Consider the following 20697-nt stretch of genomic DNA (forward strand, 5'->3'; position numbering starts at 1 on the left):
GGATCAAACACTCCCCGTTCCATCTATTATAGGAAACACCTCATGTCCGGCTTTGATGATCGCGAAAAGGCTCACGAAAACCGCTACGCGCGCGAGCAGGAGCTGGAGTTCAAGGCCGGTGCGCGCCGCAACAAGCTGCTGGGCCTGTGGGCGGCAGAGAAGCTCGGCCTGTCCGGTGAGGAGGCCGATGCCTATGCCAAAGAGGTGATCGCGGCCGACTTTGAGGAAGTGGGCGACGAAGATGTGTTCCGCAAAGTCCGCAAGGATTTCGACGCCAAGGGCGTGGCGGTCTCCGACATCGAACTGCGCCATGAGATGACGCGTCTCCTCGATATTGCCCGCGCGCAGGTGCAGGCGGGGGACTGACCGCTACGGGTCAACGTCCCGGGGCGCGGAATTGTCTTGCGGCGGTAACTTGCTTCTCAGTACATGGCGTTCGATCGATACCAGTATGGTAAGCACGATCAGGGCGAGCGCCACTGCCGCCGCACCGATGCCGAACGCGCCAGCACCAAACGCCACGCCGACGGCGCCGGACAGCCATAGCGCTGCTGCCGTGGTTACGCCGTGAATATCCTTGCCGGCACGGATGATGGCACCTGCCGCAATGAAGGCGACGCCAGCGGTGACAGCCTCGATGACACGTACCGGATCGGCCTGAATACCGGCCTCGTCATCACCCATGGAAATCGCGATCTGGAACGCCAGGAGGGTGAAGAGGCAGGCGGCAAGGGCCACCAGCATGTTGGTACGCAGGCCAACATGGCGCCTGGGGCGCTCGCGCTCGATCCCGATAAAGGCGCCGGCGAGGGCCGCCAGGCCTAGCCGCATCAGGCTTTCCAGCATGTCGCCGGGCGGACCGGCATCGTTCAGCCATTCGGGCATGTGCTCCTCCACCCCTTTAACGGGAAGAGGAGGGGGAGTGTTCCAGATTGGCTACCCGAAAACTCGCGCGAAGATCGTGTCGACATGCTTGAGGTGGTAGGCCTCGTCAAAGCAGTTATCGATTTGCGCCGGTGAGAGCAGGGCGGTCACTTCCGCGTCGGCTTTGAGGTGATCGGCGAGCCTGCCGCCCTCATCCCAGGTTTTCATGCCATTGCGCTGGACGAGGCGGTAGGAGTCCTCGCGGCTTGCCCCGGCCTGGGTCAGCGCCAGCAGCACGCGCTGGGAATTATGGATGCCGCCATGGGCCTCCAGATTCTCGCGGCAGCGGTCGCCATGCACGATCAGTCCTTCAATCATCGACGCCGTGCGGTGCAGGGCGAAGTCCAGATGCGCGGTGGCGTCCGGCCCGATGCCACGCTCGACTGAGGAGTGTGAGATGTCGCGCTCGTGCCAGAGGGCGACGTTTTCCATCGCAGGGGTGACGGCAGAGCGCACGAGACGCGCAAGGCCGGTCAGGTTCTCGGTCAGGATCGGATTGCGCTTGTGCGGCATGGCCGAGGAGCCCTTCTGCCCCGGCGAGAAATACTCCTGCGCCTCACGCACTTCAGAGCGCTGCAAATGGCGCACCTCTACCGCGATATTCTCGATAGCCGACGCGATCAGGCCCAGCACGGCAAAGTAGTTGGCGTGCCGGTCGCGCGGGATGACCTGCGTCGAGATGGGCTCCACGGTCAGGCCCAGCTTTTCGGCGACATGGGCCTCCACCGCCGGGTCGACATTGGCAAACGTGCCGATAGCGCCTGAGATGGCGCAGGTGGCGACTTCCTCGCGGGCGCGCACCAGACGTTCCCGGTTGCGGGCGAACTCGGCATAAAAGCGCGCAAACTTCAGGCCCATCGTAGTGGGCTCGGCATGGATGCCGTGGCTGCGCCCGATGCACACCGTCATCTTGTGCTCCAGCGCCCGCTTTTTCAGCGCCGCCAGCACCCGGTCCATCCCCTCCAGCAGGAGATCGCTGGCGCGGGTAAGTTGCACGGCAAGGCAGGTGTCGAGCACGTCAGAGCTGGTCAGCCCCTGGTGGACGAAGCGGGCCTCTTCGCCTACGAGTTCGGAGAGATGGGTCAGGAAGGCGATGACATCGTGCTTCACCTCGCGCTCGATCTCGTCGATGCGCGCGACATCAAACTCCATGTCCTTGGCTTTCCATACGGCCTTGGCGGCGGAAGCAGGGACCACGCCTAGCTCGGCCAGCTTGTCGGTGGCGTGGGCCTCGATCTCGAACCAGATGCGGTAGCGGCTCTGCGGGCTCCAGATCGCTTCCATTTCTGGCCGGGTATAGCGGGGGATCATGGGCGCGCCTCTTTATCCGTGACGGGAGTAGCGCGCTCTCTCGCCCCTGAGGGCGTGAAGGTCAAGAGGCGGGGGTGTCTGCCTCGCCTTTCAACGCCGCAATGCCGGCCCGCGCCAGCGCGTCGGCGCGCTCATTGCCCGGATCGCCATTATGGCCCTTCACCCACACCCATTCGATCGTGTGGCGCTTGGTGGCCTCATCGAGAGCCTGCCACAGCTCGGCGTTCTTCACCGGCTTCTTGCCGGCTGTTTTCCAGCCATTGCGCTTCCAGCCGTGAATCCATTTGGTCACGCCGTCGCGCACATAGACACTGTCGGTGACAAGGCGGACCTTTGAAGGGCGTTTGAGCGCGTTCAGCGCCTCGATGGCGGCCTTGAGTTCCATGCGGTTATTGGTGCTGTGGGCCTCCCCGCCAAAGAGCTCCTTCTCGTGGCCCTTCCACTCCAGAAGCGCGCCCCAGCCACCAGGACCGGGATTGCCCGAACACGCACCGTCGGTGTGGATGGTGATGAGGGCGCTCACGCCGGATGCACCGTCCATTGCGCATCAAGGTCTTTTAGGCCAGCTGCGATCAGCTCGCCCAGCACGTCCATATCGATGTCGGCGAGGCGCTTCACATTCAGGCAGGCCTGCCCCTTCTTGTGCTTGCCGAGGCGGTCCAGGATATCGCCGAATTCGGCATAGCCGGGCATGATGTAGATTGAGTGCTGCGCCTTTCGCGGTGCGAATCCGGTGGCAAGGGAGTCGCCCTCGCGCCCGCTTTCATAGCGGTAGTGGTAGCGGCCATAGCCGACCATGGAGCCCCACATTACCGGCTCGAAGCCGGTCACCTTGCGGAACAGCGCGTCCAGCTGGCGGGCTTCCTCGCGCTTTGCTTCCGGTTCGATGGCAGCAAGGAACGCCTCCCCAGGGGTATTCCCGGCCTTGGTCTGGTTTTCACTCATCACGCTACCTCGCGCGGCAATTTGAACACCACATCTTCGCTGGCGACACGTACCTCTTCGATGCTCAGCTTGCGGAAACCGGCGATCTGGGTGAGCACATCCTCCACCAGCTCTTCAGGGGCGGACGCACCGGCGCTGACGCCCAGCGTGTTGACATTGTCAAACCAGCTACGGTCAAGGTCTGCGGCGCTCTGTACCAGACGCGCATCGGGCGCGCCGGCCCGCTTGGCAACCTCCACCAGCCGCACCGAATTGGACGAGTTCGGGGCGCCCACTACCAGCACCAGATCGCAGCGCGGGGCGAGGGCCTTTACCGCTTCCTGCCGGTTGGTGGTGGCGTAGCAGATATCTTCCTTGTGGGGTGCCGCCATCGCCGGAAAGCGCGTCTGCAGCACGTCCACAATGGCCGCCGTGTCATCAACCGATAGCGTCGTCTGCGTGACATAGGCGAGCTTTTGCGGGTCGCGCGGTTCAAATGATTCTGCGTGCTCTACCGTCTCGATGAGGTGGATGGTGCCCTCGGGAAGCTGGCCCATCGTGCCGATAACTTCGGGATGCCCGGCATGGCCGATCAGCACAATCTCAAGGCCATTCCTGTGATGGCGGCTTGCCTCGACATGCACCTTGGAGACGAGCGGGCAGGTGGCGTCCACAAACAGCATGTTGCGCGCCTTGGCCGTCTCCGGCACCCGCTTGGGCACGCCATGGGCGGAGAACACCACGGGGCGGTCATCCGGGCACTCGTCCAGCTCCTTGACGAACACCGCGCCCATGGCCTTCAGCCGGTTCACCACATGTTTGTTGTGCACGATCTCGTGGCGCACATAGACCGGCGCTCCATAGCGCTCCAGCGCCTTCTCCACGATCTGGATGGCGCGGTCCACGCCGGCGCAGAAGCCGCGCGGCGCGGCAAGCAGAATGTGGAGAGGGGGCAACGCGCTCACGGTTTTCCTCAGTGGCAGGGGCGCGACAACGTTGCTCTCGCGCAGTGCAGGGCTTAGACACAGTGGGTGTAGCAGAGTCCGGCGCGCCCGTAACCCGTACTGCCTGTGTCTGCAACATAGTGACGAACTGGTTCTTCGGGAGACCCCATGCGCTCAATCGCCGCTGTATTTGCCGCCGCCCTTGTCCTGTCCGGGTGCCAGAGTGTGCGCGACCGCTTCGACGGACCGCAGCCCAATCCGGGCCCGTGTCCCAATGCGCTGTCGCTGTATGACGCGCACCGTCTGGTGGAGTTCAGGGGCGAAGAACGCGTTCTGCGCAATGTCGGCTTTACCGGCGAAATCCTGAACGTGAGGGGTGCCTGCACCTACACCGATGCGCGGGTCTCGCCGATCGACATGCAGATGGCCGTGCGCTTTGCCTTTGGCCGCGGCGCAGCGGCCGAAGGCAGCGAGAAAACATATTACTACTTCGTGGCCGTAACCCGCACGGACAGTGCCGTCATTGCTCGCGAGGTATTCCCGATCACCGTGCGCTTCCCGCCGGGTGAAAACCGGGTTGAGCTGACCGAGGAGATCGGTTCAATCGTGATCCCGCGTGCCGAAGCGACAACCTCGGGCGCCAATTTCGAGGTGATTGTCGGCTTTGAGCTGACGCCGGAACAGGTTGAGTTCAACCGCTCCGGCCTGCGTTTCCGCGTCCCTGTCGAGTAAATCTGGACCGTCATGACCCGTCTTGCCGATCAGCTCAGCGCCCTGCTGGGCGATGCCTTTGCCGCTATGGAACTCGACCCGGCGCTTGGGCGTGTTTCCGAAAGCGACCGCCCCGATCTGGCGCCCTACCAGTGCAATGGCGCCTTGGCAGCCGCCAAGCAGGCCGGCAAACCGCCGCGCGCGATTGCGGAGGGGGTAAAGGCGCATCTGGCAGGGTCGGCGCCTGATCTCGATATCGAGATTGCCGGGCCGGGCTTTTTGAACATCACACCGTCGCAACAGCTTTATTCAGCGCGGGCGCGAGCCATCAGCGCTGATGAGCGCACAGGCGCTGGCCAGGTGGATTCCCCGCTCAAGGTGATGATCGATTTTGGCGGCCCGAATGTCGCAAAGCCCATGCATGTCGGGCATTTGCGCTCCTCGGTCATTGGCGACAGCCTGCAGCGCCTGATGCGCTTTCTGGGCCATGACGTGACCAGCGACATCCATCTGGGTGACTGGGGGCTGCAGATGGGCCAGCTCATCACCGAGCTGGAGGATGAACAGCCAGACCTGCCCTATTTTGTCGAAGACTTTACCGGCCCGTACCCGGCTGATGCGCCCGTCACCATCGAAGACCTGGCCCGGCTCTACCCGCAGGCGAGCGCCAAGGGCAAGGAAGACCCCGCCCGTCAGGAGCGCTCGCGCAAGGCGACGGCTGAGCTCCAGGCCGGGCGTGCAGGCTATCGCGCTCTGCTGAAGCACTTCATCAATGTGTCGATTGCCGCGCTGAAGGAGGATTTCTCGGCACTGGGGGTGCATTTCGACCTCTGGAAGGGCGAAAGCGACGTCAACGATCTGATCCCCGGCCTCGTCGAGGATTTCAAGGCGCGCGGCGTAGCCGAACTGTCTGATGGGGCGTGGATCGTGCGCGTGGCGCGCGAGGACGACAAGAAGGAGCTCGCCCCGCTCATCCTCGTCAGCTCGCAAGGCTCGGCGCTCTACGCGACGACGGATCTCGCCACCATTCTTGACCGGCGCGAGAGCATTGATCCCGATCTTATCCTCTACGTCGTCGATCTCGGCCAGTCAGACCATTTCGAGCAGGTCTTCCGCGCGGCCGTGAAGGCCGGCCTCGCAAGTGAAGGCGGGCTGGAGCATGTGAAGTTCGGCACGGTCAACGGCCCGGATGGCAAGCGCCTGCGCACCCGCGCCGGTGGCACGTTCCGGCTTGCGGACCTGATTGAAGAGGCCCGCGAGCGCGCCCGCGCGCGCCTTGCCGAAGCCGGTCTTGGCGAAACGCTTGATACAGACTCGCTCGAAGATGTGGCGCGCAAAGTCGCCAATGCCGCGATAAAGTTTGCCGACCTGCAGAACTACCGCACCACGAATTACATTTTCGAGATGGACCGGTTTGTGTCCTTCGAGGGAAAGACCGGGCCTTACCTGCTCTATCAGGCCGTGCGTATCAAATCGCTGCTGCGCAAAGCCGCTGGCGAGGGGCTGGAGCCGGGCGAGATCATTATCGCCGCGCCGGAAGAAGCCGCTCTTGTGCGCAGGCTCGACGGCTTCCACGGGGCGCTGGTGCGTGCCCATGATGACCGGGCGCCGAACCATATCTGCGAGCATGTCTATGGTCTCTCGCAGGCCTTTTCCAGCTTCTACGCGGCCTGTCCGATTCTGCCGGAGAAGGACGAGGCGGTGCGCCGCTCGCGCCTGGCTCTGGCTGCCCTGACGCTGAAACAGCTCGAACTGGGCCTCTCCCTGATCGGGATTGAAGCGCCAGAGCAGATGTAAAAAAAAGCCCGCCGGTGATGGCGGGCATTTTTACATTCATGCGCGACGGTCACCGGCGGTGGTGGACATCCCTCGCGTGTCCGGTGCGGGCGTCAATTTCGATTTCCATCCAGCGCCGGCGCTGATCGTAACCTTCCACCTCCCAGTAGCGGCCATCCAGTTCCACCTGGGTGATGCGGACCATGCCGTGTTCGCGGGCGATATCTATAGCCTGCTCGGCCGACGTAATCTCATGGCCACGCTGTTCGCCCCGGTGGTAGCGGTTGTCGCGATCACGGTCGCGGTCGCGGCCACGGCGCTCGTCTCGCGTGTCGTTGTTGAAGAACTCCTGGATGATCTGGAAGAAATCATCTGCCGGCTCATCAGCAAGCGCGGGAGCTGAAACCGGAAGAGCCAATGCGCCTGCGAGAGCGGCAGATGTCATAAGCTTGCGCAATTTCACCGTGGCCTCCTGTAGTTTGTAATCTGAGAGGCTTACGCATGGGTTATTATTTCGGTTCCGGTGAGAATTCTTTTGGTTGTGCCTGGAATGGTTCCAGATGGAATGAGATGGCCGATCCCGTTCGAATGATGAAAGTGTTTGCCGGGGCCGATTGACTCACGCGCGTGCCGGACTAGTTTGCGCGTCGAACGGGGAGACCTGTTCGACATAAGGCACCCAAGCGGGAGAGACCGGCCGAAGATGCCGGCGCCGAAGGCGCAACCGCCCCGGAAACGCTCAGGCCGCAGGACCGCTGGGATCGCCGACGCTGGAAAGAGGATTTTGCCTTAGGGCAGTATCCCACCGAAGGAGCAAGCGGCACGTGGGGTCAGCCCCGTTGCCGCGGGAATCTCTCAGGTCACGGGACAGCGGGGGCAGGGCTGCCACGCGAGGCAACTCGCGCACGGCAGTGATTGCAAACCCGCGTTCAGGATTTCGTGACCCATGGCCGACACAGCAGACCTTCTCAAAACCCCGCTTTACGATTTGCATGTCGAGCTTGGCGCGCGCATGGTCGAGTTCGCTGGCTACGCCATGCCGGTTCAGTATCCGGCAGGCATCATGGCCGAGCATCTGCACACGCGCGAATTGGCTGGCCTGTTTGACGTCTCCCACATGGGTCAGGCGCACATCACCGGCGATGAAGCCGCGCTGGAAGCGCTGATTACGGCAGACCTCTCGGTGCTGGGCGCTGGCGAGCAGAAATACACCCTCCTCCTGAACGCCGAGGGCGGGATCATGGACGATCTCATGGTCTCGCGGCCCTTCGGCGCGGATGGCGGCATTTTCGCCGTCGTGAACGCGGGCACCAAGGGCAAGGATTTCGCCCATATGCGCGCTGGCTTCGCCGGGCGGGGCACCACTCTCACCGAACTGTCGGATCGTGCTCTGCTGGCCCTTCAGGGCCCCGCAGCGGCGGCTGTGTTCACCGGCCTGGTGCCAGAGGCCGCAAAGCTCGTCTTCATGCAATGCGGCGTGTTTACGCTGGACGGGGTGGAGATCTACGCCTCGCGCTCTGGCTATACCGGTGAGGACGGGTTTGAAATTTCCATTCCGGCAGACAGGGCCGTGCATATTGCGCGCCTGCTGCTCTCTGATGAGCGGGTGAAGCCCATTGGCCTTGGCGCGCGTGACAGCCTGCGCCTTGAAGCCGGACTCTGCCTTTATGGCCACGACATGGACGAGGACCGCACACCGGCCGAAGCGGCGCTGACCTGGGCGATTGCCAAGGTGCGCCGCGAGCGCGCGGACTTTCCGGGCGCGGCCAAAATCCTCAAGCAGATCACGGATGGACCGGCGCAAAAGCGCGTCGGTATCAAGCCGCATGACAAATCGCCCGCGCGCGAAGGCGCCGAGATCGTCCATGATGGCGAAGTCGTCGGCATGGTCACCTCTGGCGGGTTTGGACCGAGCTATGGCGCGCCGGTTGCCATGGGCTATGTCCGCGCAGACCTTGCCAAGCCCGGCACCCCGCTGGAGCTGATGGTGCGCGGCAAGGCGCGCGCCGCCGAAGTCGCCAGCCTGCCCTTCACGCCGCACCGCTTCTACCGGGGCTGATTTTTTCTTTCTTTCTGACGGGGAGTTACCGCCATGACCACACGCTTCACCAAAGACCATGAATGGGTCCGCCTCGAGGGCGATATCGCCATTATCGGCATCACCCAGTACGCAACCGAACAGCTGGGCGATGTGATCAGCGTGGAGCTGCCTGATGTGGGCAAGAGCTTCAAGAAGGGTGACGAGATCGCCGTGGTGGACTCGGTGAAAACCGCTGCCGAGGTGTATGCGCCGGTCTCTGGCGAGGTTGTCGAGGTCAATGACGGCATTGAGGACGCGCCCCAGATCGTCAATGACGAGCCGCTGGCCGGTGGCTGGTTTGCCAAGCTGAAGATCGCTGACAAGGGCGAGCTGGACGGGCTGATGGACGAAGCCGCCTACGCCAAGCATATCGGCTAGGGGTGCGCGCAAGCTGATGGTCTACCCGCCTCGCCACTTTGCCGTAACGGACCGGGCCGAGGCCGAAGCGGTGATGGCGGCCTATCCGTTTGCCACTCTGGTGGCGAGCGGAGCAGGCGGGCTGGTGACGGCGCGCACGCCGGTCGTGCTGGAGCGGGATCGCGAGGGGCGTGTAACCGCGCTGCTCGGCCATGTGTCCCGCGCCAATCCGGTCTGGCAGGCGTTGGGCGAGGGGGCTGAGGCTGTCGCGCTCTTTTCAGGGCCGCACGCCTATGTCAGCGCGTCGGCCTATCCGTCCAAGTCCGAGCATGGCCGGGCGGTGCCGACCTGGAACTATGTGGCCGCCGAAGCCCATGGACGCCTGACGGCCTTTGACGGTGCGGACGATCTTCGGGCGCTGCTGGAAGCGCTGACGGGCCGGTTCGAGGACGGACGGGCCGAGCCCTGGGCCGTGTCGGACGCGCCGCAGGACTATGTCGATGCGCTGCTGCGCGGGATTGCCGGCCTGCGGCTGGCGGTCAGCAGCGTGACGGCGGTGAAGAAGCTCAGCCAGAACAAGGCTGGGAAAGATTTTGACGGGGTTCTGGCGTTTCTGGACGCCGAACCTGAACCCGATGCCCGCCAGACGGCGGGCCTGATGAGAGAGTTGGAGCGAGGTTGATGCGCTATCTGCCGCTTACCCCTGAAGACCGCACCGAAATGCTTGGCGTGATCGGCGTCAGCTCGGTCGATGCGCTGTTTGCCGACGTACCTGAGGCTGCGCGCCTGGATGGCCCGGTCAATCTGCCCCGCCGGGCGACCGAGCTGGAGGTGGAGCGCGCCTTCGCGGCCATGGCGAAGAAGAATGTCGCCGCCAGCGACACGGCTTTCTTCGTGGGGGCAGGGGCCTACAAGCACCACATCCCGGCCAGCGTGGATCATCTGATCCAGCGTTCGGAATTTCTCACCGCCTACACACCCTATCAACCGGAAATCAGCCAGGGCACGCTGCAGACCCTGTTCGAGTTCCAGACGCAGGTGGCGCGCCTGACTGGCATGGATATCGCCAATGCCTCCATGTATGACGGCTCGACCGCGTGCGCGGAGGCCGTGCTGATGGCGGCGCGGGTGACCAAGCGTTCGCGTGCGGTGCTCTCTGGCAATCTGCATCCGCACTATGCCGAGGCGACGCGCACGCTCGCGCGCTACATGAATATCGACGTCGCGGCAGACGCGCCGGTGCCGGGCGGTCTCGATGATGTCATCAGCCAGATCGACGATGAAACCGCCTGCGTCGTGGTGCAGAACCCGGACGTGTTTGGCGGCATCCACGATCTGCGCCCGATTGCCGAGGCGGCCCACGCCAAGGGCGCGCTGCTGATCGCTGTATTTACCGAGATCGTCTCGCTCGGCCTGATTGAAAGCCCCGGCGCGATGGGCGCGGACATTGTGGTCGGCGAAGGCCAGTCCATCGGTGTCGGCCTGCAGTTTGGCGGACCTTATGTGGGGCTTTTCGCCTGCCGCAATGACAAGAACTTCATCCGCAACATGCCGGGCCGTCTGGCGGGTGAAACCATCGATGCCGACGGACGGCGCGGCTTCGTGCTCACCCTCTCCACGCGCGAGCAGCATATCCGCCGCGACCGGGCCACCTCCAACATCTGTACCAATTCCGGGCTGATGGCGCTCGCCTTTACCATCCACATGACGCTGCTGGGGGAGAAGGGCCTGAAACACCTTGCCGCCCTCAATCACGAGCGGGCGGTGGAGCTGGCCGATGCGCTATCCGCCGTACCGGGCGTCACGGTCGAGACCGGCGCCTTCTTCAACGAGTTTACGGTGAGACTGCCGAAAAATGCTGCTGCCGTAACAGAGGCGCTGATCGCCAAGGGCGTGCTGGCAGGCGTTCCGGCCAGCCGCCTCTGGCCCGATGGCGGGCTGGATGACCGGCTGATCATCGCTGCGACCGAAACCAATACCGATGCCGATATCGCGCTCTTCGCGTCCGCCCTCAAAGAGGTGCTCTAACCATGGCCATGAACCAGCAGGGACGTCCCACCCGTCCAAACACCAATGCCGCTACGGGCGGCTATGCCGACACCATCTCCGGCAGCAGAGGCCTCGATCAAGCCGAACCGCTGATCTTTGAACGCGGGCGCACCGATCTGACCGGCGTTGATCTTCCCGAGCTGAAAGGCGGCAAAACGCGCCTTGGCGGACTGGAGCGCAAAAGCGAGATTGGCCTTCCCGGCCTCGCCGAGCCGGAGGCGATGCGCCATTATGTGCGCCTCAGCCGCAAGAATTACGCGATCGATCTGGGCATTTATCCGCTCGGCTCGTGCACGATGAAGCACAATCCGCGCCTGAATGAGAAGATGGCGCGCCTGCCGGGCTTTGGCGATGTCCACCCGCTGCAGCCGCAATCGACTGTGCAGGGCGCGCTGGAGCTGATCGGCGAGCTGGCCCACTGGCTGATGACGCTGACCAATACGCCCTGCGTCGCGATGAGCCCCAAGGCCGGTGCCCATGGAGAGCTGTGCGGCATGATGGCTATCCGCGCGGCGCTGGATGCGCGCGGCGAAACCGGCCGCCGCCGCGTGCTGGTGCCTGAAAGCGCGCACGGCACCAACCCGGCAACGGCGGTGCAGTGTGGTTTCTATTGCGATGAAATCCCGGCCAATGCCGATGGCCGCGTCGACATGGAAGCGTTCAAGGCGAAGCTCGGCGATGATGTTGCCGGCATCATGCTGACCAACCCCAATACGTGCGGCCTGTTCGAGCGTGACATCAAGGAAATCGCCGACCTGATCCACGAGGCGGGCGGGTATTTCTACTGCGATGGCGCGAATTTCAACGCCATTGTTGGCCGCGTGCGCCCCGGCGATCTCGGCATCGACGCCATGCACATCAATCTGCACAAGACCTTCTCCACCCCCCATGGCGGCGGCGGTCCGGGCTCCGGCCCGACCGTCTTCTCCGAAGCGCTCGCCCCGTTTGCGCCGGTGCCGTACGTGGTGAAGAAGGGTGAGACCTGGCACATGGTCGAGCATGAGGCAGAGGCCCGCGCCGACGGCGCCGAGCCCTTCGGCCGTATGGTCGCCTTCCACGGCCAGATGGGCATGTTCACCCGCGCGCTCTCCTACATGATGAGCCATGGCTCTGACGGGCTGCGCCAGGTGGCAGAAGACTCTGTCCTCAACGCCAACTATGTGCTGGCGCGCCTGAAGCATGTCATGACGCCCGCCTTTGAGGGCACGTGCATGCACGAAGCGCTGTTTGATGACCGCTTCCTGAAAGACACCGGCGTCACCACGCTCGATTTCGCGAAAGCGATGATCGATGAGGGCTATCACCCGATGACCATGTACTTCCCGCTGGTGGTGCATGGCGCGATGCTGATCGAGCCGACCGAGACGGAGAGCAAGTCCGGCCTCGACCGGTTCTGCGACGTGCTGGAAGGCCTCGCAGAGGCGGCCAAATCCGGCGATACGGCGCGGTTCACGTCTGCCCCGGTGCATGCTCCGGTCAAACGCCTCGACGAGACGCGCGCGGCCCGCAATCCGGTGCTGGTCTGGCAGGAGAGCGAAGACCAGCCGCAAGCGGCCGAATAGGCTCAGCTATCCCTGGATCCGGTCTGTCCTGCCTGGACAGCCGGATCCTCGTGGGCCGCGGGCGCACGCCTTGGCCTGTGCGGCCCCTCAAACAGGCGGTCGCCCAGCCAGCGTGTGGCTTTCAGCGCGGGGAATTCCAGCAGACGGAAGGCCGCGCCCGCCACGCCAATCGATAGCGCCATTGCCACGATCAGGAAGGCAAGGCTCGCCATCGGCCCGAAATCGGGCAGAGCACTCACCCAGACCCGCACCAGCCCGGACAGGACCAGCAGGTGGCAGAGATAGAGCGCGTAGGACCAGTCCCCGACGATCACCAGCCAGCCCGGTGGTTTCAGCCTGCCCTGCATCTCCAGACTTATCGCGCCATAGACAATCAGCATTGAGGGCACACCGAAAGCGGCAACGCGCGCCCAGCCGGCCGGGAAGGCCTCGGCATTTTCCGGCCATATCAGCAACGTAGCGCCGGCCAGCCAAACTGCAGCGAGTACGAGGGCAGCGCGGGCCAGCCGCCGCTCACCCGAACAGATCAGCATGCCAGCCATGGCACCCAGAATGAACTCGATGGTCAGCGGGTTGACGATGAGTGCGCCTATGGCAGGCAGGTCCTGCAGCCATACCGACCCGGCAATCACCAGCCCGCCCCAGAGGGCGAGCAGGGCGGGCAGCCAGCGCTCCGGCAAGGCAAGAAACAGGGTGAAGGCCAGGTAGAAATATATCTCGTGCGTCAGCGTCCAGCCGACGTGCAGGACGGGCAGGTCGCCCTCTATCGGCCATAGCGTGAAGGACTGCCATATCTGCAGGTCAGCCAGATCGCGGTTGAGCGCGCCGGGTATCGCGATATAGGCAGCGAGCGCGAGCGCCGTGAAAAACCAGTAGACGGGGTAGATCCGGGTGAACCGCGCATAGGCAAACCGGCCGATAAAGTGTGCATCTCCGCGCGGCTTGTTGTGGGTGATGTAGACCATCACGAAGCCGGAAATCACGAAGAACAGGTCCACGCCGGCAAAACCCAGTATCCACTGCCCGCTACTGACAGGTGCGCTGAAAAACCGCGCGTCGATCTGCGATGCATGAGCGGCCAGGACCAGCAGCGCTGCCACAGCCCGCAGGGACTGCAGGGAATGAAGTGGCATGATGGCAGAGTGCATTCCGGCCCCGTTTCTGGCCCCGTGTCTGGCGTTGTGTGGACGCTATAGAAGCCGCCATGGGCAGGCAATCGGCGAGCCCGGTCAACGGCCGCGCCGGGGGACTGTTCCACACCCGTTTGGGAACCGGCATTCATGCGGGCGGGTTATTTCGGGGTATGCGTTGAACCAGCTGGCCCGTCCGCAATTGCGCCATAATTGGCATGCGGATGATCGCCATAATACAACACCTGCCGGGAATCGGCTGCGCGCGCCCTTGCAGCTTCAATCCGGCGGCTCACATAAGCCGCGTTATCCGTTTCGCGCCCCCGGGGAGACAGCCTTGGTCATGAATGATGCAGTCAACGAGTTCAGCAAATCCCGCATTGGCGGGGTAATCGTACTCGTGCTGCGTGCGATCGGGGTAGCGCTCGGCCTGTTCCTGATGGCGGTGGCTATTCCGCTTTTCTTCCTGCCGATCCCGCTGGGTATCCCGCTATTCATTCTCGCGGCCCTGTTGCTGGCAGCCTCGTCGCGGACGGCTCATGGCGTGGTCACGGGCATTCTGAGACGCTTTCCGTGGGTGTGGAACCGGGTAAAGCGCATGTTCGGCGAGAAGGACTAGAAGCCCTCAGGCACAAAAAAAACGGGGCCGTCAGGCCCCGTTTTCATATCCTGTATGGCGCATCAAAATCAGTTGATGCGCTCGGCCAGTTCGCCGGCAGCGTCCTTCACAAGCGCATTGCGCTGGGTCTTGGTGAGCTTCTCGGACAGAAGCTTCGCGGCCGCTTCCACAGCGATGTCAGCGGCGAGCGCTTTCACGTCCTTGGCGGCTTGGGCCTCGGCCTGCGCGATGCGCTGCTCGGCCAGGGCGGTGCGGCGTTCAATGCGCTGCGCCAGTTCCTTGCGAGCCGTTTCGCGGATGAACTCGGCATCCAGCTTGGCTTTTTTCACGATCTCTTCGGCTTCGCTGGCTGCATCGCGTTGCTGGCGCTCGTACTTTGCCAGCATTTCCTGGGCTTCCTCGCGCAGGCGGCGCGCCTCGTCCAGCTCGTTGCGAATGGCATCGGCACGGGCATCAAGGCTCTTGGCCAATACCTTATGCACGCCAAAGCGCCACAGTATGGCAAAGAAACCCAGAAGGCCGATGAATGCCCAGAAAGACGTGTCCTGAAGGAGATAGTTCATCGGGCCGCCTCCTGGCTGCGCACGGCATCGACAGCCGTTTCCGCTTCGTCACGCTTGACGGTGAGACCAGCCAGATGCTCCGTCACCGCGCCGGCCACGTCAGCAGCCACATTGCGGACTTCGGAGAGCGCTGCATTGCGGGCCGACGCAATGCGCGCTTCGGCTTCGGCCTGACGGCCTTCCAGTTCGGCTTCCATGCGCGCGATCTCGTCGGCGCTCTGGCGTTCCGCCTCGGCCCGGGCTTCTGCCCCGACCGCTTGTGCCTTGGCGCGCGCATCGGCCAGAGACTTCTCGTAAGCCTTCACGGCCTCGTCGGCTTGAAGCTTCAGCCCGGCGGCTGCATCCAGATCGTCCGCGATGCGGTCTTTACGTTCCTCAATCGCCGATCCGATGCGCGGCAGCAGCCAGCGCGACAGAAGGAAATAGAGAACAGCAAAGCTGATCGCGAGCCAGAAGAGCTGCGAGGCAAAATAGGTCGGATCGAAAGGCGGGAAGGCCGCTTCCGCGGCGTATCCGGCGCCTTCTGTCATGTCCGTCTGGGACTCTTGCAAGCGCAAGGCGTCCTCCCTTCAATCAAGTCGTCGAAACCGAAGGCTTCAGGCGCCCCGCGCCGGACCGATGCGCAAGGGCAGGTCCGGGCGGAACGCGGTACTCAGTCCGGCGTCTGTTTTAGACGACGAACAGCAGCAGCAGGGCGATGAGCAGCGAGAAGATGCCCAGCGCTTCGGTCACGGCGAAGCCGAAGATCAGGTTGCCGAACTGGGCCGGCGCAGCCGACGGATTGCGCAGGGCGCCCGTCAGGAAGCTGGAGAAGATGTTGCCCACGCCGAGCGCAGCGCCCAGCATGCCGAAGGTGGCCAGTCCAGCGCCGATGTATTTTGCGGCTTCCGCTTCCATGTCGATACTCCTCGAGGATGAACGGTTTCAGTTGATGCGGGTTGAAGTCGGGTCCGTCGCGCCTAGTGGTGACCCGGATGCAGCGCGTCGGACAGATAGATGCAGGTCAGCACGGCGAACACGTAGGCCTGGAGGAAGGCCACCAGGAATTCCAGCGCGGTCAGTGCGACGACCATGATGAGCGGGGCAACGGCGCCGACAGCGCCAAGGGCGCCAACCGAGCCGAGCATGATGATGAAGCCGGCGAACACCTTCAGCAGGATGTGGCCGGCCAGCATGTTGGCGAACAGACGAACGCCAAGCGTGACCGGGCGCGAAATGAAGGAGATGATCTCGATCACGATCACGAAGGGCAATATGGCGATGGGTACGCCCGACGGCACGAAAATCTTGAAGAATTTCAGGCCGTTCTTGAAAATTCCGAAGCCTACCAGAACGGACATCACGGCGAGCGCGAGCGCAAACGTCACGATGATGTGGCTGGTGAAGGTGAAGCCGTGGAAATCCGGCGCCGGGAAGTAGGGCATCATCCCGAGCATGTTGCCCATCAGGATGAAGATGAAGAGCGTGAACACGAAGGGGAAGAAGCGCAGGCCGTCATTGCCGGCCGTGGAGCGGATCATGCCTGCCACGAATTCGTAGAGCAGCTCGGCAACCGATTGCGCCCGGCCCGGCACCAGGGTGGCGCGCGAAGTTGCCAGCGCCAGAAGGCCCACGGTCAGCGCCACAGCGGCGACCATGAAATAGCTGGAGTTCGTGAAAGACAGGTCCAGCCCGCCCACGCTGAGCTCAGCGATGGGATGGATTTCGAACTGCTTGATCGGGTTGGTGTCAGCCACGCCCGGCCCCTCGATTGTGTTGCGGCGCTCCGGTTGCCCGGCGTGCCTGGAAAACGTGACGTGCGCCTATCGCGCCGGAGCGCGAAGCGCAAGAGCTAGTTCTGCATCGACTTCACGGCACGCACGATATTGAGCGAGCCAGCAGCGAAGCCGAGCACTACTCCGATCAGTAGCCCGATGGGCGACCAGCCGAAGAAATGATCTGCCATCAGACCCACAAATACTCCGGCAATGACGCCGCCGAAGAATTCCGATCCGTAGCGCAGTCCGAGTGCCCAACCCGATGGAGCCGCATTTTCCTTGGCTCTCTGAGCTTCCCTTGCCTCAAGCTTGCGGGCAAGACGGTGCTCGAAATCATCCGGGTCTGGAGGGCTCGTATGGTCGCTTGGATAGGACATGAGGGCCTGTTTGCTCCCGCAGGACACCCCCCGGAAAGCGGGCGCACACTATAAGCGCGGTATAGGCAAGTCAAGTGACCGGGCTTGCGCTCCAAGCATCAGAAAAATTTGATGTTTTTGGCTATTCGGCGGCAAGGAGCGCTTCTGCCGCACGCAGGTTCACCGAGACAAGCTGCGAGACGCCCTGTTCGCCCATTGTCACGCCGAACAGGCGGTCCATCCGGCTCATCGTCACCGGATTGTGGGTGATGATGAGGAAGCGCGTGTCGGTCAGCTCGCGCATCTCTTCCAGCATCCGGCAGAAGCGGTCGACATTGGCGTCGTCCAGCGGCGCGTCCACCTCATCGAGCACGCAAACCGGGGCCGGGTTCGACAGAAACACCGCAAAAATCAGTGCAGTAGCGGTCAGCGCCTGCTCGCCGCCAGACATTAGCGACATCGTTTCCATCTTCTTGCCGGGCGGGCAGGCCATGATTTCCAGCCCGGCTTCGAGCGGATCGTCATGCTCGGTCAGGCGCAGCTCGGCTTCGCCCCCGCCAAAGAGCGTGGAGAAGAGTTGGCGGAAATGCCCGTCCACCACCTCGAATGCAGCAAGAAGCCGCGCCCGGCCTTCGCGCGAGAGTGTATCGACCGCCTTGCGCAGGCGCGCCACCGCCTCAACCAGATCATCCCGCTCGGAGGTGAGCCGGTCACGCTCGGACGTAAGTTCTTCGGCTTCCTCGTCTGCGCGCAGGTTGACCGCGCCAAGGCGCTCGCGCGACAGGCGGGCCTCGTCCAGACGGCGCTCCAGTTCAGCAGAGGACAGGTTCACATATTCGCTCTGGCTGGACCGGGTCTGCAATGCTTCTGGCGTTTCCCCGGTAGCATCGGCAAGGCGCTGGGCGGTCTCGGCGATGCGCGTCTGCGCCCCCTCCAGTGTGGCGGCGGCAGCGGCCCTTGCCTCGCGCGCGCTGCTGGCTTCGCGTTCGGCAGCGCGCAGGGTTGAATCGGCCTCGCGCAGCGCCGTTTCGGCCGCTTCGACCTCGGAACGCGTCAGGCGCGCACGCGATTCGGCTTCGCCCAGCTGGTCGAAAATGACGCTGCGGCGCTCTTCCAGCTGAGCTGGCGCGGATTCGGCCTCGGCAAGGGCGCCGCGCGCATCAGTTTGCGCTGTATTGATCTCTGTCAGGCGTTCGGCGGCGCTTTGTGCGCGGCGGGACCATTCGGCTTCCTCGCGCTCCAGCCCGGCAATCCGGTGGCGGCGGCTCTGCGCGTCCCGGCGGACCGATTCCACGGCAGCGCGGGCATCTGCCGCGTCGGCCCTGGCGCGCTCCGCCCCGGTGCGGGCGGTCTCCAGCGCGACACTGCCATCATCGGCGTCCATGGCCGCTTTAAGCGCGGTTTCGGCGCGTTCCAGCGCGTCTCTCGCCGTGCCGGCTTCGCTGTCGAGCCGGCGTGCCGTATCCACCAGATTGGCGCGGCGTGCCTCCGCGCGTACTGCCGCTTCCCGGCCATCGCTCAACGCCCGCTCAGCCTCACGCACGCTACGTTGTGATCCGTCCCGCGCCTCGCGGGCCGCACGTACGGCATTTGCCGATTCGGCGCTGCGCTGCGCGGCTTTCTCATGTACGCCGCGTGCAAGCGATTCCCGCTCGCGGGCGGCGTCCAGCTCCGCAAGGATGGTCTCCAGCCGATTGCGCGTCTCCAGACGTATGGCCGCGCTAGACGGCGCACCGGCATTGGCAGCGAACCCGTCCCAGCGGCGCAGCGCGCCTTCCAGAGTGACCAGCCGCTGGCCGGGTTTCAGGAAACCGGCAAGCCGGTCAAGATCCGCCTCGTCAACAAGGCCAATGGATTCCAGCCGGGCTTTCAGCTCGGAGGGCGCCTCGATGACATCGCTCAGCGCGGTCACACCGGACGGCAGGGCCGGGGGCAGGGCGCTGGTTCCCGTCCAGCGGCGCGCCGCCTCTGCTGACAGGCCGGCCTCCAGATCATCGCCCAGCGCGGCGGCCAATGCCTTTTCGGTGCCGGGCTTTGCGCGCACCTGTTCAACCAGCCCGTCATCATCGCCGCCCGAGGCGACGATGCGGCGCAGGCTGTCGGCCTCGCGTGAGAGAGATTGCGTTTCGGCCTCCGCAGCGCGCAGCGCATCGCGGGCCGTGTTAGCGGTCTCGGCAAGCGCTTGCGCGGCCTCTTCAGCTTTAGCCAGCGCCTCGGCGGCTTTGTCAGCGTCCATGCCAGCCTGGGTGACGGCGCTTTCCAGATCTTCGACGCTGGGGCCGTGATGGTCTGGCAGTTCGGCGGCGCGGGCCGCGGCTTCGTCTGCCTCCCGGCGCAGGGTTTCGTGGCGGCGGCGGGCATTGTCAGCATCGCGCCGGGCGGTGTCGCGCGCGGCCTTCACCTCGGCGAGGCGCGCACTGGCAGCGTCAAGTTTCTGCTCTGCTTCGCTGCGCCTTGCTTCAGCCTCCGCCATCGCGGCTTCGGCCTTGGCTTGCGCTTCAGCGTCACCTGCCAGCTCGTCGTGCAGCGTTTTGAGCGAGCTGCGAACCCGCTCCAGCGACTGGGCAGCTTCCTGGGACAGCTCGGTCTCGCGCGCCTTGCTGACGGCAAGCTCCTCAAGGCGCATGGTCAGGCGCGCAATACTGGCTTTCGCCTGATCTATATCGCGTTCCAGCGTGTCGCGCTCGCGCTCCAGCAGGCGCAGCGCGGCGGAGGCTTCCGCCTCCCGCTCGCGCAGTGGCGCAACCGCATTGGCGGCAGCTTCAGCGGCGCTGGTGGCGGAGGCAGCAATCCGCGCGGCGTCCGCGACGAGGGCTTCGCAAGCGGCCAGGTGATCGCGCGCGCCGGACTCGGCCTCGCTCGCCTCCTGCCAGCGGCGCAGCCAGAGCACGGCTTCCAGCTCGCGTATATCGGCCGACAGCTTGCGGTAGCGCCCTGCCTGCCTTGCCTGCTTCTGCAGGCCTTCATAGCGGCTCTGCAGCGTGTCGACGACTTCCTGCAGCCGATCCAGATTGGCCTCTGCCGCGTTCAGGCGTAATTGCGCTTCGTGGCGGCGGGCCCGCAGACCCGCAACGCCGGCGGCCTCTTCGAGCACGCGGCGGCGGTTTTCCGGCTTGGCGTTGATCAGCTCGCTGATCTGGCCCTGACGCACGAGGGCGGGCGAGTTCGCGCCGGTGCCTGCATCGGCAAAGAGCAGCTGCACGTCCTTTGCGCGCACTTCCTCGCCATTGATCTTGTAGTCAGAGCCCTTGCCGCGCGTGATACGCCGCGTGACTTCCAGAATGTCGGCGTCGTTGAAGCGGGCGGGCGCGCGCCGGTCGGAATTGTCGATAGTCAGGATGGCTTCGGCGCGGTCGCGGGCCGGGCGCGTGGCAGTGCCGGAGAAGATGACATCTTCCATGCCGCCGCCGCGCAGCGATTTGGCAGAGGTCGCGCCCATCACCCAGCGCAGGGCTTCCAGCACGTTGGACTTGCCGCAGCCATTCGGGCCGATAACGCCGGTCAGCCCAGCATCAATGCGCAGCTCCGCCGGGTCGACGAAGGACTTGAAGCCCGTAACGCGCAGACGGGTGAACTTCACCAGACGCCTCCTGAAGCCCGCGCCGCTGCTTTGCAGTCATCCGCTGTGGGCTTC

The 20697-nt window shown here is 64.2% G+C and carries 22 protein-coding genes and 2 riboswitches; of the genes, 9 read left to right on the forward strand and 13 right to left on the reverse strand.

The features are described 5' to 3' along the window. The first annotated feature begins 42 nt into the window (after positions 1-42). A complete protein-coding gene (locus ACTIGC_RS06220) occupies positions 43-366 on the forward strand; it encodes a DUF1476 domain-containing protein (protein WP_439633590.1) in 324 nt (107 codons plus the stop codon). A 3-nt stretch (positions 367-369) separates the two neighbouring features. Here ACTIGC_RS06220 and ACTIGC_RS06225 read toward each other — a convergent pair whose 3' ends face one another. The 5 genes from ACTIGC_RS06225 to ispH all read right to left on the reverse strand — a co-directional run bounded on the left by ACTIGC_RS06225 (position 370) and on the right by ispH (position 4124). Continuing rightward, on the reverse strand, positions 370-885 hold the full coding sequence (locus ACTIGC_RS06225) for an MgtC/SapB family protein (RefSeq protein WP_439633591.1): 516 nt from the start codon (positions 883-885) through the stop codon (positions 370-372). Positions 886-936: 51 nt separating this feature from the next. Next, positions 937-2235 (reverse strand): adenylosuccinate lyase, encoded by a 1299-nt coding sequence (purB, locus tag ACTIGC_RS06230; protein ID WP_439633592.1) that lies wholly within the window; start codon positions 2233-2235, stop codon positions 937-939. Positions 2236-2296: 61 nt separating this feature from the next. Next, entirely contained in the window at positions 2297-2758 is a 462-nt protein-coding gene (rnhA, locus tag ACTIGC_RS06235; protein WP_439633593.1) for a ribonuclease HI, read from the reverse strand. Then, the gene (locus ACTIGC_RS06240) at positions 2755-3180 is read right to left on the reverse strand and encodes a DUF1801 domain-containing protein (protein ID WP_439633594.1); all 426 of its coding nucleotides are present in this window, start codon (positions 3178-3180) and stop codon (positions 2755-2757) included. Before ACTIGC_RS06240 ends, rnhA begins: the two co-directional genes overlap by 4 nt. Further along, complete coding sequence (gene ispH / locus ACTIGC_RS06245; RefSeq protein ID WP_439633595.1) at positions 3180-4124, reverse strand: 4-hydroxy-3-methylbut-2-enyl diphosphate reductase; 945 nt, start codon at positions 4122-4124, stop codon at positions 3180-3182. Before ispH ends, ACTIGC_RS06240 begins: the two co-directional genes overlap by 1 nt. Before the next feature lie 147 nt (positions 4125-4271). On the opposite strand from ispH, the gene ACTIGC_RS06250 reads away from it, so the two are divergent. Together ACTIGC_RS06250 and argS are read left to right on the forward strand one after the other, a co-directional pair. After that, the gene (locus ACTIGC_RS06250) at positions 4272-4835 is read left to right on the forward strand and encodes a hypothetical protein (RefSeq protein WP_439633596.1); all 564 of its coding nucleotides are present in this window, start codon (positions 4272-4274) and stop codon (positions 4833-4835) included. A gap of 12 nt (positions 4836-4847) precedes the next feature. Beyond that, positions 4848-6611 (forward strand): arginine--tRNA ligase, encoded by a 1764-nt coding sequence (gene argS, locus ACTIGC_RS06255; RefSeq protein WP_439633597.1) that lies wholly within the window; start codon positions 4848-4850, stop codon positions 6609-6611. 49 nt (positions 6612-6660) lie between these two features. On the opposite strand, the gene ACTIGC_RS06260 is transcribed toward argS, so the two are convergent. Next, entirely contained in the window at positions 6661-7053 is a 393-nt protein-coding gene (locus tag ACTIGC_RS06260; protein ID WP_439633598.1) for a PepSY domain-containing protein, read from the reverse strand. A gap of 211 nt (positions 7054-7264) precedes the next feature. Continuing rightward, a riboswitch (glycine riboswitch) is annotated at positions 7265-7355 on the forward strand. Beyond that, a riboswitch (glycine riboswitch) is annotated at positions 7356-7471 on the forward strand. It begins immediately after the preceding riboswitch. Between the two features lie 65 nt (positions 7472-7536). On the opposite strand from ACTIGC_RS06260, the gene gcvT reads away from it, so the two are divergent. The 5 genes from gcvT to gcvPB are packed head-to-tail and all read left to right on the forward strand — an operon-like array spanning position 7537 to position 12638. Continuing rightward, the gene (gene gcvT, locus ACTIGC_RS06265; RefSeq protein ID WP_439633599.1) at positions 7537-8649 is read left to right on the forward strand and encodes a glycine cleavage system aminomethyltransferase GcvT; all 1113 of its coding nucleotides are present in this window, start codon (positions 7537-7539) and stop codon (positions 8647-8649) included. A 33-nt stretch (positions 8650-8682) separates the two neighbouring features. Beyond that, complete coding sequence (gcvH, locus tag ACTIGC_RS06270; protein ID WP_439633600.1) at positions 8683-9048, forward strand: glycine cleavage system protein GcvH; 366 nt, start codon at positions 8683-8685, stop codon at positions 9046-9048. Between the two features lie 16 nt (positions 9049-9064). Next, positions 9065-9709: an FMN-binding negative transcriptional regulator gene (locus ACTIGC_RS06275; RefSeq protein WP_439633601.1), complete on the forward strand. Its 645-nt coding sequence runs from the start codon at positions 9065-9067 to the stop codon at positions 9707-9709. Further along, complete coding sequence (gene gcvPA, locus ACTIGC_RS06280; protein ID WP_439633602.1) at positions 9709-11055, forward strand: aminomethyl-transferring glycine dehydrogenase subunit GcvPA; 1347 nt, start codon at positions 9709-9711, stop codon at positions 11053-11055. Before ACTIGC_RS06275 ends, gcvPA begins: the two co-directional genes overlap by 1 nt. A gap of 2 nt (positions 11056-11057) precedes the next feature. Further along, positions 11058-12638 (forward strand): aminomethyl-transferring glycine dehydrogenase subunit GcvPB, encoded by a 1581-nt coding sequence (gene gcvPB / locus ACTIGC_RS06285; protein ID WP_439633603.1) that lies wholly within the window; start codon positions 11058-11060, stop codon positions 12636-12638. Positions 12639-12640: 2 nt separating this feature from the next. Here the strand turns inward: gcvPB and ACTIGC_RS06290 are convergent, their stop codons facing one another. After that, positions 12641-13771: an acyltransferase family protein gene (locus ACTIGC_RS06290; protein ID WP_439633604.1), complete on the reverse strand. Its 1131-nt coding sequence runs from the start codon at positions 13769-13771 to the stop codon at positions 12641-12643. Between the two features lie 340 nt (positions 13772-14111). Between ACTIGC_RS06290 and ACTIGC_RS06295 the strand changes: the two genes are divergently transcribed. After that, positions 14112-14387 carry a hypothetical protein gene (locus tag ACTIGC_RS06295; RefSeq protein ID WP_127566139.1) on the forward strand — a complete coding sequence of 92 codons (276 nt, stop codon included), beginning with the start codon at positions 14112-14114 and terminating at the stop codon, positions 14385-14387. 68 nt (positions 14388-14455) lie between these two features. Here ACTIGC_RS06295 and ACTIGC_RS06300 read toward each other — a convergent pair whose 3' ends face one another. From ACTIGC_RS06300 to smc, 6 genes are all read right to left on the reverse strand, one after another. Then, positions 14456-14950, reverse strand: a complete 495-nt coding sequence (locus ACTIGC_RS06300; RefSeq protein WP_439633605.1) for a F0F1 ATP synthase subunit B family protein — start codon at positions 14948-14950, stop codon at positions 14456-14458. Continuing rightward, on the reverse strand, positions 14947-15480 hold the full coding sequence (locus ACTIGC_RS06305) for a F0F1 ATP synthase subunit B family protein (protein ID WP_233352543.1): 534 nt from the start codon (positions 15478-15480) through the stop codon (positions 14947-14949). Before ACTIGC_RS06305 ends, ACTIGC_RS06300 begins: the two co-directional genes overlap by 4 nt. A gap of 139 nt (positions 15481-15619) precedes the next feature. Further along, positions 15620-15847, reverse strand: coding sequence for a F0F1 ATP synthase subunit C (locus tag ACTIGC_RS06310; protein WP_127566146.1), 228 nt, complete (start codon positions 15845-15847; stop codon positions 15620-15622). 62 nt (positions 15848-15909) lie between these two features. Then, on the reverse strand, positions 15910-16686 hold the full coding sequence (locus ACTIGC_RS06315) for a F0F1 ATP synthase subunit A (protein WP_127566148.1): 777 nt from the start codon (positions 16684-16686) through the stop codon (positions 15910-15912). 95 nt (positions 16687-16781) lie between these two features. Next, positions 16782-17084: an AtpZ/AtpI family protein gene (locus tag ACTIGC_RS06320; protein WP_127566150.1), complete on the reverse strand. Its 303-nt coding sequence runs from the start codon at positions 17082-17084 to the stop codon at positions 16782-16784. Positions 17085-17205: 121 nt separating this feature from the next. Then, a complete protein-coding gene (gene smc / locus ACTIGC_RS06325) occupies positions 17206-20643 on the reverse strand; it encodes a chromosome segregation protein SMC (protein ID WP_439633606.1) in 3438 nt (1145 codons plus the stop codon). Between the last annotated feature and the right edge of the window lie 54 nt (positions 20644-20697).

The organism is Glycocaulis sp. (assembly GCF_051859565.1).
Lineage (GTDB): Bacteria > Pseudomonadota > Alphaproteobacteria > Caulobacterales > Maricaulaceae > Glycocaulis.